Annotated in this window: 19 protein-coding genes and 1 other RNA gene; 14 read left to right on the top strand and 6 right to left on the bottom strand. The window is 61.7% G+C overall.

The window, feature by feature from the left end; translation table 11 throughout:
* Positions 1-81 precede the first annotated feature (81 nt).
* Genes BWR18_RS06820 through BWR18_RS06805 form a run of 4 tightly spaced genes read right to left on the bottom strand, consistent with a single transcriptional unit; the run spans position 82 to position 3,188 of the window.
* Positions 82-1,185 (bottom strand): dimethylsulfoniopropionate demethylase, encoded by a 1,104-nt coding sequence (locus BWR18_RS06820; RefSeq protein WP_076627280.1) that lies wholly within the window; start codon positions 1,183-1,185, stop codon positions 82-84.
* Positions 1,185-1,694, bottom strand: coding sequence for a DinB family protein (locus BWR18_RS06815; RefSeq protein WP_254684942.1), 510 nt, complete (start codon positions 1,692-1,694; stop codon positions 1,185-1,187). The genes BWR18_RS06820 and BWR18_RS06815 overlap by 1 nt, the downstream gene beginning before the upstream one ends.
* On the bottom strand, positions 1,691-2,398 hold the full coding sequence (locus BWR18_RS06810) for a DUF1326 domain-containing protein (protein ID WP_076627279.1): 708 nt from the start codon (positions 2,396-2,398) through the stop codon (positions 1,691-1,693). Before BWR18_RS06810 ends, BWR18_RS06815 begins: the two co-directional genes overlap by 4 nt.
* Before the next feature lies 1 nt (position 2,399).
* Positions 2,400-3,188: a DUF2182 domain-containing protein gene (locus BWR18_RS06805; protein ID WP_076627278.1), complete on the bottom strand. Its 789-nt coding sequence runs from the start codon at positions 3,186-3,188 to the stop codon at positions 2,400-2,402.
* A 69-nt stretch (positions 3,189-3,257) separates the two neighbouring features.
* Here BWR18_RS06805 and BWR18_RS06800 point away from each other — a divergent pair, with 69 nt between their 5' ends.
* From BWR18_RS06800 to BWR18_RS06750, 11 genes are all read left to right on the top strand, one after another.
* Positions 3,258-4,013: a FadR/GntR family transcriptional regulator gene (locus BWR18_RS06800; protein ID WP_076627277.1), complete on the top strand. Its 756-nt coding sequence runs from the start codon at positions 3,258-3,260 to the stop codon at positions 4,011-4,013.
* Positions 4,014-4,086: 73 nt separating this feature from the next.
* A complete protein-coding gene (locus tag BWR18_RS06795; protein ID WP_076627276.1) occupies positions 4,087-5,490 on the top strand; it encodes a selenium-binding protein SBP56-related protein in 1,404 nt (467 codons plus the stop codon).
* Positions 5,490-6,143 (top strand): hypothetical protein, encoded by a 654-nt coding sequence (locus BWR18_RS06790; protein ID WP_076627275.1) that lies wholly within the window; start codon positions 5,490-5,492, stop codon positions 6,141-6,143. The genes BWR18_RS06795 and BWR18_RS06790 overlap by 1 nt, the downstream gene beginning before the upstream one ends.
* A 70-nt stretch (positions 6,144-6,213) precedes the next feature.
* Positions 6,214-6,903: a lysophospholipid acyltransferase family protein gene (locus BWR18_RS06785; RefSeq protein ID WP_076627274.1), complete on the top strand. Its 690-nt coding sequence runs from the start codon at positions 6,214-6,216 to the stop codon at positions 6,901-6,903.
* Between the two features lie 37 nt (positions 6,904-6,940).
* Positions 6,941-7,291: a DUF4345 family protein gene (locus BWR18_RS06780; RefSeq protein ID WP_076627273.1), complete on the top strand. Its 351-nt coding sequence runs from the start codon at positions 6,941-6,943 to the stop codon at positions 7,289-7,291.
* Between the two features lie 52 nt (positions 7,292-7,343).
* Positions 7,344-7,736 (top strand): DUF4345 family protein, encoded by a 393-nt coding sequence (locus BWR18_RS06775; protein WP_076627272.1) that lies wholly within the window; start codon positions 7,344-7,346, stop codon positions 7,734-7,736.
* Between the two features lie 77 nt (positions 7,737-7,813).
* Positions 7,814-8,165: a transfer-messenger RNA gene (gene ssrA / locus BWR18_RS06770) on the top strand.
* Between the two features lie 87 nt (positions 8,166-8,252).
* Positions 8,253-8,681, top strand: a complete 429-nt coding sequence (locus BWR18_RS06765; RefSeq protein ID WP_076627271.1) for an ester cyclase — start codon at positions 8,253-8,255, stop codon at positions 8,679-8,681.
* 163 nt (positions 8,682-8,844) lie between these two features.
* Positions 8,845-9,573 (top strand): rhodanese-like domain-containing protein, encoded by a 729-nt coding sequence (locus tag BWR18_RS06760; RefSeq protein WP_076627270.1) that lies wholly within the window; start codon positions 8,845-8,847, stop codon positions 9,571-9,573.
* Positions 9,570-10,826 (top strand): chromate efflux transporter, encoded by a 1,257-nt coding sequence (chrA, locus tag BWR18_RS06755; RefSeq protein WP_076627269.1) that lies wholly within the window; start codon positions 9,570-9,572, stop codon positions 10,824-10,826. Before BWR18_RS06760 ends, chrA begins: the two co-directional genes overlap by 4 nt.
* A gap of 75 nt (positions 10,827-10,901) precedes the next feature.
* On the top strand, positions 10,902-11,405 hold the full coding sequence (locus BWR18_RS06750) for an SspB family protein (protein ID WP_076627268.1): 504 nt from the start codon (positions 10,902-10,904) through the stop codon (positions 11,403-11,405).
* A 4-nt stretch (positions 11,406-11,409) separates the two neighbouring features.
* Here BWR18_RS06750 and BWR18_RS06745 read toward each other — a convergent pair whose 3' ends face one another.
* On the bottom strand, positions 11,410-11,979 hold the full coding sequence (locus BWR18_RS06745; RefSeq protein WP_157598671.1) for a hypothetical protein: 570 nt from the start codon (positions 11,977-11,979) through the stop codon (positions 11,410-11,412).
* A 152-nt stretch (positions 11,980-12,131) separates the two neighbouring features.
* On the opposite strand from BWR18_RS06745, the gene fumC reads away from it, so the two are divergent.
* The 3 genes from fumC to BWR18_RS06730 are packed head-to-tail and all read left to right on the top strand — an operon-like array spanning position 12,132 to position 13,908.
* Positions 12,132-13,523 carry a class II fumarate hydratase gene (gene fumC / locus BWR18_RS06740; RefSeq protein ID WP_076627266.1) on the top strand — a complete coding sequence of 464 codons (1,392 nt, stop codon included), beginning with the start codon at positions 12,132-12,134 and terminating at the stop codon, positions 13,521-13,523.
* Complete coding sequence (locus BWR18_RS06735; RefSeq protein ID WP_076627265.1) at positions 13,520-13,696, top strand: DUF4169 family protein; 177 nt, start codon at positions 13,520-13,522, stop codon at positions 13,694-13,696. Before fumC ends, BWR18_RS06735 begins: the two co-directional genes overlap by 4 nt.
* Complete coding sequence (locus BWR18_RS06730; protein ID WP_076627264.1) at positions 13,693-13,908, top strand: ribbon-helix-helix domain-containing protein; 216 nt, start codon at positions 13,693-13,695, stop codon at positions 13,906-13,908. The genes BWR18_RS06735 and BWR18_RS06730 overlap by 4 nt, the downstream gene beginning before the upstream one ends.
* Before the next feature lie 206 nt (positions 13,909-14,114).
* On the opposite strand, the gene BWR18_RS06725 is transcribed toward BWR18_RS06730, so the two are convergent.
* Positions 14,115-15,008 carry a fructose bisphosphate aldolase gene (locus BWR18_RS06725; protein ID WP_076627263.1) on the bottom strand — a complete coding sequence of 298 codons (894 nt, stop codon included), beginning with the start codon at positions 15,006-15,008 and terminating at the stop codon, positions 14,115-14,117.
* Positions 15,009-15,065: the final 57 nt, after the last annotated feature.

Genomic DNA, 15,065 nt, shown 5'->3' with positions numbered 1-15,065 from the left:
CTCTCCATTTTTTGGGGACGATCCCCTGCTTCATTTCGCAAAATAAACCGCGGGGTCCGGGGCAGTGCCCCGGTCCGACCGTTATAACCAGAACGCCTTTTGTACGGTTGCGCGGCGCATCCCGTCCAGGGTCTCGACCTCCAGATCGGTGCCCGGGTCCCAATGGGTCATGCGGACCATACCGATAGACACGTTGGTCTTGAAATCCGGCGACCACGCAGCCGAGGTGATCTGCCCGACACGCTTGCCACCTGCGCGCAACGGCCATGGCCGGTCGCAGGTCGGAACAGGCTCACCGTGAATTGCAATCGGCCTGATCTGCTGCACCGGGCCTTCCTTGGACACGCGCAAGAGTGCATCCCGACCGATACAGCCGATTGCGGTCTGCGTGTCGCAAAACCGGCCCAACCCGCATTCGTGGGGCGTGTTGTCGTCGGTCATGTCATTGCCGTAGGACATCAACCCACCTTCGATACGCTCGATCCCGTTCGGGCAGCCCGCGCGCACCTGCAGGTCTTCGCCTGCATCAAAAAGCGCATTCCAGAGCGGCATGCCGATGGCGCTGTCTGGCACGTAAATCTCGAACCCGCCCTGCTTGGAATAGCCCGAGCGCGCAATGGCCAAGTCGTAACCCTCGAACTGAAACATGTCGAAGCGGAAAAAACGGATGTCGCGGATGCGCTCGCCAAAGACACGCGACACGAGCTCTTCGGCCTTGGGACCCTGGATGGCAAGGGGTGACACATCGGGTTCGTCCACCAGCACGTCCAGTCGGTAGCCATTGGCGATCCCCTTGACCCACAAGAGCAGGTCGCTGTCCGCAATGGAGATCCACCACCGATCCTCGCTCAGCTTCACAGCGACAGGATCATTCAGCATACCGCCGGTCTCGTCCACGATGGGCACATAGTAGCACTGGCCGGGCAGCATCCGGCGCAAATCGCGCGGAGTCAGCATTTGCATCAGGCGTCCGGCATCGGGGCCGCGCAGTTCGACCTGGCGTTCGACCGACACATCCCAGACCTGTACGTGATCTTTCAAATGGCGGTAATCGGCTTCGACACTTTCGAACACTGTGGGCAGCAGCATCCGGTTGTAGATGGTGTAGGCTTTGACCCCTGCCGCCTCGACCCCGTCCGAAAACGGGGTGCGGCGCAGGCGGCGCGATGGAGAGATAACGGCCATCACTCGTCCTTTGGCATGAATACGATATCAGTGACGGGCGCAGGCAGACCTGCCGCCGTCATCATGGCGTGCACCTGACCCCGGTGATGGGTCTGGTGGGTGAACATATGCGTCACGCAGGTCTCAAGCGGCATCTGGAAGTCCTGCTTCAGCGTGCCGGAGTACCACGACAGATCCCCTTTGAGATCGACCGTGTCGAGCCGGTCGCCCCACAGGCGGATCGTGCCATCCATGCGGAAGCGTTCCGCGCTCCAGACAGCGAACGTCTGTGTAAATTCTTTGTGCTGCTGCGGAGGGACGGCGGGCGGCGGCACCTCGTTGGTAAAGCGGCTCATCCACATCGTGTCGCCCCACAGGATGTGGTTCAACGTTGCCATGATCGAGCCGAAGAACGCCCCGCGATCCTTGCGCAATTCGTCGTCCGGCACGCCTGTCAGCATCTCCGTCAGCTGGCTGTTCTGCCAGGCGTTGTAACGGGCCATGATGCGTACATAACCCGCGTCGATCACGGCTTGGGGCCTTTCCAGTCGATCGGGCAGATCTCGGCCGACTTGCCGCCGAAGTCCCAGATGCGGCCATAGTCGCGCACCTTGGATTTCACGCCGCGTGCCGCAATGATGTCGGGGCCCATCCAGTACTTGGAGTTCGAGATCATCACCGGGTGATCCGGCGACTTTCCGTCGATCATCTCGATCTCGCCCTGGATCTTGCGCCCGATATAGAGACCGCGTTTCTTGCCCTCGCGCACGATCTCGACTTTTTCGCGCTCTGCGCCCACTATGTCGCTCACCAACATGGTGAAAAGACCCGTGGTTCCGCCAGCAGCGCCAGAGAAGATTTGCAGGATGCCGTTATAGGCCTTGCCGCTGGCGCGCTCGTCCACATAGGCGGCGACTTTCCAGCCGCCCTCGCCCATACGACCCGGAATGTCGACCATCAGGCCCACGTTCAGGCCCGACAGGTCTTCGCCCTCGAAGTGCCCCTCGTCGATGGCGATGGCCATCCACGCGTGACAATGCCCTTCGGTCGGAGGGTGCGCACCCAGCGACACGACGCAAGGGCAGAACACTTCGCAAGAGCAGTTGAGGAACAACTCGCCCTTGATGGCCCATTCGGTGGGCGACATCTGGCGGCGGCCCGGATTGGGCATCCGGCTGTCGATGCGCTGGCTGACGGGCAGCTTGTCGGCATCGGGGCGTTTCTTGACGGCCATCTTATCCTCCGTTCACAAAGGGCCAGGCCAGCACGGCCAGCCCTGCAAGGGTCAGAACGACCCCCATGGGTTTGGTGACGACGTGCCCGATCTGGGGCAGCTTTTCGATCACCATGAAAAGCGTGGCGAGGCCCATCCACAACAGGCTCATCACCCCACCGACAAATCCAAGCGCCATGAACCCCCAGCAGCAGCCCACGCAGAACGCGCCAAGGCCCAGCCCCATGCGCAGCCCGCCCGCAAAGCCGGTGCGCCAGTGTCCAAGGAAATAGGTCATGGGGCTATGGCAGACGCCATGGCAGATTTCCTTCGCTCGGGTAAATTGAAACAGACCAACGGCGATCAAAAGCACGCCCGCAAATGTGGTGGTCTTGGATATGCCCAGCATGTCGATGACACCGCCAAAAAGCAAGGCCAGTTGAACGCCCGTGATCAGGGCGGCAAATGCGACCCAGACGATGGAGTAGCCCGCGAGAACACCTAACCACCCGGCCCGCGTGCCATCGGCACTGACCATCAGATCCTCGTAACTGCGCAGCGTCGGCACCAGCGTCGGCAGCATCATGGCGGCCATCATAATGGCCCACATTGCGAACAGCGGCACGAAATTCGCCATGGGCATGTACATGGGCATCCTCGGGTCCATGGCCGCCATGCGCGCGCCCATCTCTCCGGGCCGCCCGAACAGGTCCACATCCATGTCCAGCGACATGGAGTACATGACCCACCACGACGCGAGGATCGCCCCGAAGAACGCCAACCACAGGGTCGAACGAACAAGATGCGGCATGTGTCCTCCCTGAACGCACACGACTCAATGCTTGCCAGATTAAATGTCAGACAATAAAATGTATGACAAATGAAAATTGATCCCGACAGCACAGTTGATCTCTCTGCCCAGATTGCCAAGGCGATCCGGGACGCGATCATCTCGGGGGATTTGATTGTGGATCAACGGCTTCCCAGCGAGGCGGAACTGGCCGATCATTTCGATGTGTCCCGGCCCACGGTGCGTGAGGCACTAAAGCGACTCGCCGCGCAATCGCTGATCCGGACCCAGCGTGGTGCCTCTGGCGGCGCCTTCGTGAACCGGTTGCGGTTCGAGGACGCCTATGCGCAGCAGGTCACCACCTCGACCTTGCTTCTGTCCATGAACGCTGTCAGCTTCGATGTCGCCTGCGAAGCGCGCTATGCGCTGGAGCGCGCCTGCGCACCGCTCTCGGCCCAACGCCGCACACCTGACCAACTGGCCACCATGCGTGCAGAAATCCACCGCCAAGGACAACCGGGCCTGACCGACGAGGCCTTTTGCGCCTCGGACGTCACCTTTCACCGGGCCCTTGTGGACGGCGCGGGCAACAAGGTGCTCAGCTACCAGCTTGCCGGTGCGGTCGAGGCGATGCAGCCCTTGATGAACATGATCACATTCACCGCCCGCTCGCGCGAAGCGATCGTGGCGCTGCACACGGATATCGCGGATGCGGTCGAGGCACAGGACGGCGCCAAGATCGACGCAACACTGATCAAACTAGAAGCCTACACGCGCGAACTGGCCCATTCGGTGGTGACGGCCCGCGCCCAAAAGGCCGCAGAAAAGGAGCACAAGACCGCCTGATCCCTCCCCAAAAAGTCGCAAAGGCATTCAGAGGGGTCTGGCACCGATTGACACATGCTTCAGGGAGGAAGCCATGAATTTGAGACCTGATCCTACATTTTACCCGTCCCCCAACGACGCGATCCACGCGCCGGTGGAAAAGCTGGCCTTTACGCTGATGCTCAGCCCCGATGGCACAAAACCCGATGGCCTGGCCGTCGTGGACGTGGACCCGGAAAGCAAAACCTACAGCCAGATCGTCCATGAGCTTTATGTTGATAACTTGGGCGACGAATTTCACCATTTCGGCTGGAACGCCTGTTCCTCGGCCCTGTCGCCGCTCACCGGCCATGCCTTTCTGGAACGCCGTTACCTGATCATACCCGGCATCCGATCCTCGCGCATCTATATCATCGACGTGAAAGAGCCGCTGAACGCCAAGGTTCACAAGATCATCGAACCCGAAGAGCTGTTCGCCAAGACGGGGTATTCCCGCCCGCACACGATCCATTGCGGGCCTGAAGGCATCTATGTCTCGACCCTGGGCGGCGGCGGCGAGGATGGCACAGACGGCCCGCCCGGCATCTTCATCATGGATTGCGAGAGCTTTGAGATCCTGGGCCGGTACGAGATGGACCGCGGCATTCAGGACAAGCATTACGATTTCTGGTGGAACCTGCCGCGCGACTACATGGTCAGCAGTGAATGGGGCCTGCCGCCGCAATTTGAAAACGGCGTGGTGCCCGAGGATCTGCTGAGCAACAAATACGGCCATACGATCCATTTCTGGGATCTGCGCGGGCGCAAGGTGACGAAATCCATTGACCTTGGCGCACATCATCAGATGGCCCTGGAAATCCGCCCCGCCCACGACCCGGTCAAGGAATACGGCTTCTGCGGCGTGGTCGTGGACACCACCAACCTGCAAGGCGCGATCTTCACCTGGTGGCGCGACGACGACGGTGAATGGCAGGCCAAGAAGACGATCACCATTGACCCGGTGCCCGCAGATGCCGACGACCTGCCCGAGTTGCTGAAAGGGTTCGGGGCCGTGCCGCCGCTGGTGACCGACATCGACCTCAGCCTTGATGACAAATACCTCTACGTCGCCTGCTGGGGCCTGGGCGAGATGCACCAGTACGATGTGTCCGACCCGATGAACCCGGTGCTGGCCGGCAAGGTCGAGATTGGCGGGATTGTCGCCAAGCACAAGCACCCGAACGGCAAGACATTTGGTTACGGCCCGCAGATGGTCGAGGTCAGCCGTGACGGAAAGCGGGTCTACTGGACCAACTCGCTTTATTCCACTTGGGACGACCAGTTCTATCCCGGTGAGCGGGGCGCGGCCATGGTGATGGCGCGTGTGGGCGACGATGGCGGCTTTGCCCTTGATCCCGACTTCTGGATCGACTTCCCCGAAGGCTACCGCAGCCACCAGATCCGGCTTGAGGGGGGCGACTGTTCGACCGACAGCTTCTGCTACCCGTCGGTGGGCTGATGGACCTCGGAACCGCGGCGGGCCTTTGGCTCGCCGTGATCCTATCCGGCCTCTATCACGGCCTGAACCCGGGCATGGGCTGGCCGCTGGCCGTGTCTTCGGCGCTGTTCGAGCGGCGGCGCAGCGCGCTTTGGCCTGCGCTCGGCGCCCTGTCGCTCGGCCATTTCGCAGCGATGCTGGGCATCCTGCTGCCCTTTTCGATGATGACCCTGCTCATCGACTTCGAAAGCCAGATCCGCATCGGCGCCGGTCTCATCGTGATCTTCATGGGCCTCTACCTCGCCATTACCCGCAAACATCCGCGCTTCCTCGCCCGCATCCCACCGCACAAGCTGACGCTCTGGTCGTTCCTCGTGGCGCTTGCCCATGGTGCTGCGCTGATGCTGGTGCCCATCTACCTCGGCCTCTGCGCGATCGAGGAGTTGGACGCAGGCCACCGCGCCGCCTCCGCGCTGATGGCCACAACCGCCCTCGCCCTCGGCGTTGCTGTCCTACACACGGCCGCGATGATGGGATCGGGCGGCGCTGTTGCCTATGCCGTACACCGCTGGCTGGGGCTCAATTTCCTGAAACGCGGCTGGTTCGATCTGGAGCTTGTCTGGGCGCTCAGCCTGATCGTCGTGGGCGGCATCGGCCTCTGGACAGCGTTCTGACAATTCCCATTGACCTAAGGAAACCCACCCGTAACTGTCGGCACACGGGACAGGTTTAGGTACAAAAGGCATGGTGCGGTTCATCGACAACACGCTGGGCAAATGGCTCAGGCACTTTTTCTTCGCCATCGTGCGCACCTACTTTTCGCTCTTCTACAACGTGAGCTGCTCCGGCAAGCACCTGCTGCAGGACGCATCCGGGACGCTGATCCTCGCCACACATGTGAGCCGCTTCGACGGCCCGCTGATCGCCGCCATCCTATACACGACCCAACGCATCCGTCCCGTCGTGCATTACCGTGAATTCTACAACTGGATGCAGTGGTTCCCCATGTTCGTGGCCCGCGCCATTCCAGTCAGCTCGCCCAAGAGCTGGGCGCCGGAGAAACGGCAGGCCCGCAAGGAAGAAAGCATGGCGCGCATCCTGGCTGCACTGGATCGCGGCGAAAGCGTCCTGCTGTTCCCCGCAGGCCATACGCGCCAGCAAGAGCCCGAAATCATCGCCCCACACCTGTCGGGTGCCCGCGACATCCTGCAGACCAATCCAAACCGCCCCGTGCTGATCCTGCGCATCGAAGGGCTGGGCCGGTTACAAACGGCACGGCACGACTATTTCTGGACATTCATTGGACGCAACAAAGGGCGGCGGCACATCTCGGTCGATATCAAGACGACGACGCTCGATCCGTCTGCCGACCTCACAGCGTTCAACCAAGCGCTCGAAGACAAGCTCAACACGCCCATCCGCGACCACTTCTAAGCTTGCCTCTCGCAACGCATAGCCTTACCTGCCGCCCATGATTGACATCCTGAACATCATCGCGGCCCTGCTGACGATCGCCTTCGGCCTCTTCGGCTTTCTGGCCCCGCGCTACACCGCCTCCGCGCTCGACCTGGCCCCGACAACCAGCACCATGGGTCTGAGCGAGATGCGCGCCTCGGTCGGCGGGCTCTTCGTGGTGGCGGGGCTGGCAGCCCTCTGGATCGGGGCACCGCTGGCCTATGCCATGATCGGCTTTGCCTTTGCAGGTGCCGCGTCGGGTCGCGCGCTTTCGCTGATCTTTGACAGCCCCCCCATGAAAAAGGTGCTGGTTTTCGGCGGCATCGAGGCCGCGCTCGCCACCTGGTTCATCGCGGCGAATATGTGAACCAAACCGCGTGCCGGGGCGTTGGCCCTCGAACCACTGGCGCGAGGACCCCATGGACTGGATCACTTTCATCAATATCGGCATTGCCCTGCTCACCATCTTCTTCGGCGCGCTGGGATGGCTCGCCCCACGCTACACGATGCAAACGGTAGACCTGCAAGACGGCGGCTCGACCATGGGCCGTTCAGAGGTGCGGGCCGCATCCGGCGCCCTGTTCGTGGTGGCAGGCATCGGCGCGCTTTGGCTCGCCAACCCGGTGGCTTACGCCATGCTGGGCTTTATCTGGGCGGGCGGTGCGCTGGGGCGGGTGACATCGCTGATTGCCGATGGCACGACGCGGCTCAAATGGATCTTCTTTGGCTCGGAACTTGCCGTCGCCGCTGTGGCGCTCACCCTCAATCTGGGCGCGATCAGCGCTGCCAATCTGGCCATGCGTGCGTTATAAATCAATACGCTATGCGCTGATCCTCACGCAATGCGTCTCTCTTCGCCGTTTGAAAAAATCCCCGCCGGAGGCTTCCACAGATTGCAAAAGGCGAACCACCCGCATATGTAGACAGTGTCTTTCGGGACTATGGACATAAACGCGCTCGTAATAAACGGATCGGACCCGGGGGCGGTACCCGGCGGCTCCACCAAATATCCTTTCGTTTGGGGGATCATGGGGCCGAAACAGGATCGACGGACGTCTAAAGGGGTTAGCTTTGTCTCGGCTGTCTGCCACCGTTACCGGCGAAAACAGTACAATTGCAAACGACAATCGTGCTCCGGTTGCTATGGCTGCGTAAGCAGTCCTAGTCGAACCGACTTTAAGCCCTTGCGCCTAGCCGCGTAAGGCGGGGTTCGCAGGCACCTGGCAACAGAAGCCTGCACTACACCTTCTTTTTTCCAGGGACTTCAACGGTTGTTAACAACCCGGCGCTACCTGTGAAGGCCACAGAGGCTATTCAGGACAAAACGCATGCCGCACAAGGTCAAAACGCTGCAAGGCTGGTACGACGAAGTGTGGATCGAGGGAAATCTCGATGCGATCCCCAAGTTCCTTGCCCCGAATGCGCGGTCCCGGGGGATCATGGGCGACATGCCATTCTCCATCGAGGATCTGACCGAGCTTGTGACGATGGTGCGTGAACTGCTGGGCGACATCGAAATCACGCTGCCCATCACAATGGAACAGGATGACTGGTTATCCGCCCTGGTCGAAATCAAGAGCCATTCGGCCGACACCGGTGATCCCGTCCACGTCTTTGGCCAGGTCATCGCAAGGTTTGAAGGCAATCAGATCGCCGAAGTCTACACCGGCACCGATTCCCTGACCCTGTTCGAGCAACTGGGCCTGCTGCCTGAAAATGCCATGGCCATAATGCTCAGCGGCAACCGCCTGCGCTAAGGCTGCGATACCGCCGCCAGCCTTGCGCCTGATCTGCCGGGCTTGACCCGAACCATCAGTTCCCGCTACGCAACATGCGGGGCCAACGCGACTGCCCCATCAGGCGCTGCACACCCGCTGGCCCAAGTGTCGCATCCTTTTGTTGTGCTCAAAGGATGCCTTCATGGACCACGCCAAGTACTCTCTTCACGCCGATCAACTGTTGCCCCTTTTGGGCACGCATCAGACACCGCAACTGATCGACATTCGCCTGCCCGAGGACATTGCCGACGATCCCTATCGGCTGCCCACGGCGCAACACGTGCCGCATCGGAATATCATAGCACAGCTGGACACGTTGGACCGCACCCGCGCAGTCGTGACCATTTGTCAGAAAGGCCTGAAACTGTCGCATGGCGCAGCAGCCATCCTGCGCAGCGCAGGATTTGACGCACGCGCCCTCGAAGGGGGAAGCGTGGCTTGGCGCGGCAACGGCAATACAGTCGTCGCGCTTGATGCCGCACCAGCATGTGGTACGCCTTGGGTGCTTCCCGCAACACACGACCGGCGCGCGGCGCTTCGCGCCTGGGTGATCCGACGGTGGTTCGATCCAGACGCGCCGCTCCTGTGGGTGCCCGTACAGCATGTCGATGCGGTTGCGCACCGCTTCGATGCCCATGCGTTTGCAGACGACACACCTTTGGCCCCGGCTTGTGCTGCACGCGGTTTGTCGGACCCATCATTGCTTGCGTATGTCGCCTCCATCGACACCGGACAGGCCCCCGGCACAGCCTGGATCGACATGTTGCCCAATCTTCACAAAACTGATGAAGAGTTGGCTGATGCCGCCTTGGCCGTTCTGGACGCCGCATGGGCTGCACATCGCCACCACACCGGGCAGGAGGCCGCATGATGGTACATAGCTGGTCTCGGATGACCCGGGTCTTTGGCCGCATTGGCCTTTTGTCCTTTGGCGGTCCTGCCGCACAGATCGCGCTCATGCACGATGCGCTCGTTACCCGTGAAAAGTGGCTGAGTGAAGACCAATACCTCCGCGCCCTGTCGCTCTGTATGCTCTTGCCGGGGCCGGAAGCGATGCAGCTGGCTACCTACGCGGGTTGGCGCCTGCGCGGTGTTGCGGGTGGTGTGTTGGCCGGTCTGCTCTTCGTCGTGCCGGGCGCGTTGGTGATCCTGGCCCTTGCCCTCGCCTATGTGCAGGTCGGCGATGTCCCGCTGGTGCAGGCGGCGTTTTTGGGGGTCAAGGCCGCAGTGATCGTGGTCGTCTTGCAGGCTCTCTTGCGTCTCGGACAAAAGGCGCTGACCGGCCCCGTCGCCTGGGGCCTGGCCGGCACTGCCTTTGCCGCGCTGTTTGTCTTCGGGATCCCGTTTCCGATGGTTGTGCTGGTGGCAGGGCTGTTCGGCGCCATGCGCAGCACCGCGGCGCCGTCGCTCGCCCCTCCGCCCAAGACAGCCCATGGGCGCATTATTGCGCCGGTCCTGATCTTTGCGGCGCTTTGGGCAGCACCATTGGCTGCGCTCTGGATCACGGCGCAGGACTTCCTGCTCGAGATCGGCCTTTTCTTTTCAAAGCTGGCCATTGTCACCTTCGGCGGCGCCTATGCGGTGCTGGCCTACATGACACAGGAAGTCGTCCAGGATCACGGCTGGATCACCACGGGCCAGATGATCGACGCGCTGGGATTGGCCGAAACCACGCCCGGGCCCCTGATCCTCGTGACCGAGTTTGTGGCCCTGCTGGCCGGCTATGTCCAGGGCGGCCTGGCCCTCGCGCTGGCCGCCGGGGCCGTGACCCTTTGGGTGACGTTCGTGCCCTGTTTCCTCTGGATTTTCGCCGCCGGTCCCTATCTCGATCACATTTCTGCCCGGCCGCGCCTGTCAGCCGCCCTGTCCGCCATCACTGCCGCCGTGGTCGGCGTCATCCTGAACCTGTCTGTATGGTTCGCCCTGCACGTGATCTTTGGCACCGTCCGCAGCGACGGCACCTTGGCGCTGCCCCGGCCTGTTCTGTCAACGCTCGACGTCTGGGCCGTGGCGCTGACGCTTGTCGCGGCCTACCTCATGCTGCGGCTCAAGCTTGGACTGCTCACAACATTGGCGATTATGGCGGGCGCGGGCTGTGCGCTGTCGCTGTTCGGGCAGGTTTAGCGTGATCAGGGCGCACGGCCCCTTCCCTCCACGACAAATTGGGATATGGTTGAACCACGCACGACGGGGGATACCATGAGCCGCAGCATTGATTACGGCAACCTGATGCACGAGGCCATGCGGGGGCTCATCCGCAAGGTCCTCACCGATGTGTCTCAAAATGGCCTGCCCGGCGCGCACCACTTCTTTATCACCTTCGACACCAGCCATCCCGACGCCGAACTGGCCGACTGGCTGAGCGACCGGTATCCGGGCGAGATGACCGTGGTCATGCAACATTGGTATGACAATCTGGACGTCGGCACCGAAGGGTTTGCCGTCACGCTCAACTTCGGTGACGCGCCAGAGCCGCTCTACATCCCCTATGACGCGATCAAGACATTCGTCGATCCGTCCGTGGAATTCGGACTGCGATTCGAAACCCAAGGCGAAGAGGATGACGACACCGTCCCGGCCACCCCGCCTGAAATCCTGCCCAGCCGCGCGCCTGCTGCCCCGAAACCAGCGGATGAGCCCACGAACGAGGCCAAAGACGGCAAGGACGCCGACATCGTCTCACTCGACAGTTTCCGAAAATAGGGGTCTAGCTGCGTTCGAGGAAGGTATCGACCGCCCGCAGGATGCGACCATCACGGATCGTCTGGAAGCGCAAATCAAGCCCGCCACCGGTCAACGTCCGGTCGTATTGCTGGAGGTTGTATCCCCCATCCACATCCACAAACAGCGAAAACACGGTCAACGTGGTTCCGTCGATGCGCGCCCAGACATATGGCTCGCCCTTCATCGGATCAAGCTGCACCTCGTGCCCGAACACGTTCTTCTTCTGGGCCGCGGCATAGACCTGCCCGCGCCCACTTGGCACGAAATCCACCGTATATGACTTTTCCGAAACCTTGCCCGACGCGCGGTATGTCACAGACGTCCAAGTGACGGTGAACCCCTCGCGCGTCTCGCTGATCTCAACGCTCATGTCGCGCGGCACGCTCGTGCCATCAACCTGCACAACCTCGGCACTGCCGGAATACGCGCCGACGAACGGGGCAATGTCGGCCCGCGCGCCCCCTGCGAACGCCAACATGGCAACGCCCAGAACCATTAAAGCGGTCCAGACACCCTGTGGCGAAAAGCGTGCATTGCTGCGTGATACGGTCATGGATCGGCCCTCGTTCCTCCGGTTCCTTCAATATAGGCGCACCCGCCGCAGGATGCACCCTGTGATCACATGTGTCCCGTGCGCTTGTCTGGCGGGCCCGCGCCCGGTACATGCAAGACACAAGACGACACTGCGCAACAAGGAGCCGCCCGATGGCCGACACCCGCACCGAATCCGACAGCTTTGGCCCGCTGGAGGTCCCTGCCGACAAATATTGGGGCGCGCAGACGCAACGCTCGATCATGAACTTCCCCATCGGGTGGGAAAGGCAGCCTGTTGCCGTGGTGCGCGCGCTGGGCGTGATCAAGAAAGCCTGTGCGATGCAGAACAAGGCGCAGGGCACGCTGGACGCAAAGCGCGCCGACGCCATCATCGAGGCAGCGGGCGAAGTGGTCGAGGGCAAGCTCGACGACAACTTCCCCCTCGTCGTGTGGCAGACCGGGTCTGGCACCCAGTCGAACATGAACGCCAACGAAGTGATCGCCAATCGCGCCATCGAAATCCTGGGCGGTACGATCGGGTCCAAAGATCCGGTCCACCCCAACGATCACTGCAACATGGGCCAGTCCTCGAACGACACGTTCCCGACGGCCATGCACATCTCGACCGCGATGACAGCCCGCGACGTGCTGCTGCCGGGGCTGGAAAAGCTGCATAAAGCGCTCGAGGCAAAGGTCGTCGCCTTCGATGGCATCATCAAGATCGGGCGGACGCACACCCAGGACGCCACACCGCTGACGCTGAGCCAGGAGTTTTCCGGCTACAGCCACCAGGTCGCCATGGGCATTCAGCGGGTCAAGGACGCGCTGGGCCGCATCTACGAATTGGCCCAAGGCGGCACCGCCGTGGGCACCGGCCTGAACACCCAGATCGGCTGGGCCGAGGCCGTCGCGGGCCACATGGCCGACATCACCGGCCTGCCCTTTATCACGGCCCCCAACAAGTTTGAAGCACTCGCCGCTCATGACGCCATGGTCGAGATGTCGGGCGCTTTGAAAACGGTCGCGGCATCGCTCTTCAAGATCGCCAACGACATCCGCCTCTTGGGCTCCGGCCCCCGCTGCGGTCTGGGCGAATTGGTGCTGCCAGAGAACGAGCCCGGTTCGTCCATCATGCCGGGCAAAGTGAACCCGACCCAGTGCGAGGCGCTGACGCAGGTCTGCGCTCACGTGATGGGCAACGACGCGGCGGTGGGCTTTGCCGGGTCTCAGGGGCATTTCGAGCTGAACGTCTACAAGCCCATGATGGCCTATAACGTGCTGCAATCCATGCAGTTGATGGGCGATGCCTGCTCGGCCTTCACCGACAACCTGATCGACGGGCTGCAGGCGGATGAGACGCGAATCGACAAGCTGATGCGCGAATCGCTGATGCTGGTCACTGCACTGGCGCCGGAGATTGGCTATGACAACGCCACCAAGGTCGCCAAGACGGCGCACAAGAACGGCACGACGCTGATTGAGGAAGCGGTCAAGCTGGGCTTTGTCACCGAAGACCGGTTCAACGAAGTTGTGCGCCCCGAAAACATGATCGGACCCAAGTGAGCACGCCGATCAATCTGAACAAGGCCCGCAAGGCCCGCGCGCGCGCTGAAAAGAAGGCGCGCGCGGATGCGAACGCGGTCTCATTCGGATTGACCAAAGCCGAAAAAGATCGCGTCAAGGACGCCAACAAGCGCGCCAAGCGCGACCTGGACGGCAAGAGGAAGAGGCCGTGAGCGCGCGGCCGCAAAAACACTCGCTCACCCTCAAAGGGCACCGCACCAGCGTGTCATTGGAACCCGAGTTTTGGGACGCATTTCGGAGCATAGCAGCCAAAGAAGGTCGCCCTATCAACGACTTGGCCGCCGAAATTGATGTGGGTCGCGGGGATGTTGGCCTGGCGTCCGCCATTCGGGTCTACGTTCTGCGGCACTTCACGGAACGTTAACCACCATCCGGACAGGCTCACCGAATGACGCGACATGCGCTGCCCCGACCGCGCGATCCCGAAACATATATGCCAGACCTTTTCCGGTCAAAAGCGATGCGCGATGGCGCCGTCATCCGCCGCAAGTCTCGGGACATCGACCGCTCACCGGTCGCGACCGCTTTCTTGCAGAGGTGAAACGACGTGGCTTTCGCGCCGAAAACCGATCAGGCCACCGACGCGCGGTAAATCTGATCAATGTTACCCCCCAGCGCCGCGTGGAACCCATCATCGCTCATGTCCCGCTGCAGCCCTTCCGTTAGCGCCCGGCTAAAGCTCGCAATCATCTTGTGGTTCTGCGCCAAACGCGCACTCGCATCATCCGTCGAATACCCGCCCGACAATGCCACGACGCGCTGCACGCGCGGATGATCCGCCAGGGCGTCATAGATGCCCGGCTGCTCCGGCAGCGTTAGCTTCAGCATGATGTCCTGCCCGTCGCCCAGGGCTTCGGTCTGCGTCATCAGCGCCTCTGCAAGCATCGCCTCGGCCTCGGCCTTGGTCTCGGAGTGAATGTTCACCTCCGGTTCGATAATCGGCACCATGCCCGCCGCGATAACCTCGTGCGCCACCTCGAACTGGTTGTCGACAATGGCCTTGACGCCGTCCGCGTTGGCCTGATGTACAACCGACCGCTCCTTCGTCCCGTAGATGCCCATCGGTCTGGCGGCCGCCAGCGTCTCGGCCAGTCCCGGAATCGGCTTCAGCAACTGCACGCCGTCCGCTTCATCCTGCAATCCCTTGTCGATCTTCAGAAACGGCACCACGCCGCGCTTTTCCCACAGATAGGACGGCACCGCCTGCCCCTCGATCTGTTCATGCAGCGTCTTTTCAAAGAGGATCGCACCAATAACCTTTTGATTGGTGAAATCGGGGCTCAGGATAATCCGGGCGCGCATCCGCTGAATTTCGGCGAACATCTCGTCTTCGGACCCGTAATCCGACGCATCCACGCCATAGAGCGCCAGCGCTTTTGGCGTCGATCCCCCCGACTGGTCCAAGGCAGCGATAAAGCCGCTCCCGTTTTCCATCTGGTCCCGCATCTTGGCAAAGTCGGTCATACCGTGCTCCAAAGTCATCGCTTCAATTGCGACAGACCTACCGCATTCGTCGCACCA

Origin of the sequence: Tateyamaria omphalii, from assembly GCF_001969365.1 — a bacterium.
GTDB classification, from domain to species: Bacteria; Pseudomonadota; Alphaproteobacteria; order Rhodobacterales; family Rhodobacteraceae; genus Tateyamaria; species Tateyamaria omphalii_A.
The sequence above is the reverse complement of the archived record's forward strand: the minus strand, read 5'-3'. Positions and strand labels throughout refer to the sequence as shown.

What these genes read in the sequence shown, in the direction of transcription:
- BWR18_RS06820 (WP_076627280.1), bottom strand. Translation starts at nt 1,185, where the DNA reads ATGGCCGTTATCTCTCCATCGCGCCGCCTGCGCCGCACCCCGTTTTCG.
- BWR18_RS06810 (WP_076627279.1), bottom strand. Translation starts at nt 2,398, where the DNA reads ATGGCCGTCAAGAAACGCCCCGATGCCGACAAGCTGCCCGTCAGCCAG.
- BWR18_RS06805 (WP_076627278.1), bottom strand. Translation starts at nt 3,188, where the DNA reads ATGCCGCATCTTGTTCGTTCGACCCTGTGGTTGGCGTTCTTCGGGGCG.
- BWR18_RS06800 (WP_076627277.1), top strand. Translation starts at nt 3,258, where the DNA reads ATGAAAATTGATCCCGACAGCACAGTTGATCTCTCTGCCCAGATTGCC.
- BWR18_RS06795 (WP_076627276.1), top strand. Translation starts at nt 4,087, where the DNA reads ATGAATTTGAGACCTGATCCTACATTTTACCCGTCCCCCAACGACGCG.
- BWR18_RS06790 (WP_076627275.1), top strand. Translation starts at nt 5,490, where the DNA reads ATGGACCTCGGAACCGCGGCGGGCCTTTGGCTCGCCGTGATCCTATCC.
- BWR18_RS06785 (WP_076627274.1), top strand. Translation starts at nt 6,214, where the DNA reads ATGGTGCGGTTCATCGACAACACGCTGGGCAAATGGCTCAGGCACTTT.
- BWR18_RS06780 (WP_076627273.1), top strand. Translation starts at nt 6,941, where the DNA reads ATGATTGACATCCTGAACATCATCGCGGCCCTGCTGACGATCGCCTTC.
- BWR18_RS06775 (WP_076627272.1), top strand. Translation starts at nt 7,344, where the DNA reads ATGGACTGGATCACTTTCATCAATATCGGCATTGCCCTGCTCACCATC.
- BWR18_RS06765 (WP_076627271.1), top strand. Translation starts at nt 8,253, where the DNA reads ATGCCGCACAAGGTCAAAACGCTGCAAGGCTGGTACGACGAAGTGTGG.
- BWR18_RS06760 (WP_076627270.1), top strand. Translation starts at nt 8,845, where the DNA reads ATGGACCACGCCAAGTACTCTCTTCACGCCGATCAACTGTTGCCCCTT.
- chrA (WP_076627269.1), top strand. Translation starts at nt 9,570, where the DNA reads ATGATGGTACATAGCTGGTCTCGGATGACCCGGGTCTTTGGCCGCATT.
- BWR18_RS06750 (WP_076627268.1), top strand. Translation starts at nt 10,902, where the DNA reads ATGAGCCGCAGCATTGATTACGGCAACCTGATGCACGAGGCCATGCGG.
- BWR18_RS06745 (WP_157598671.1), bottom strand. Translation starts at nt 11,979, where the DNA reads ATGACCGTATCACGCAGCAATGCACGCTTTTCGCCACAGGGTGTCTGG.
- fumC (WP_076627266.1), top strand. Translation starts at nt 12,132, where the DNA reads ATGGCCGACACCCGCACCGAATCCGACAGCTTTGGCCCGCTGGAGGTC.
- BWR18_RS06725 (WP_076627263.1), bottom strand. Translation starts at nt 15,008, where the DNA reads ATGACCGACTTTGCCAAGATGCGGGACCAGATGGAAAACGGGAGCGGC.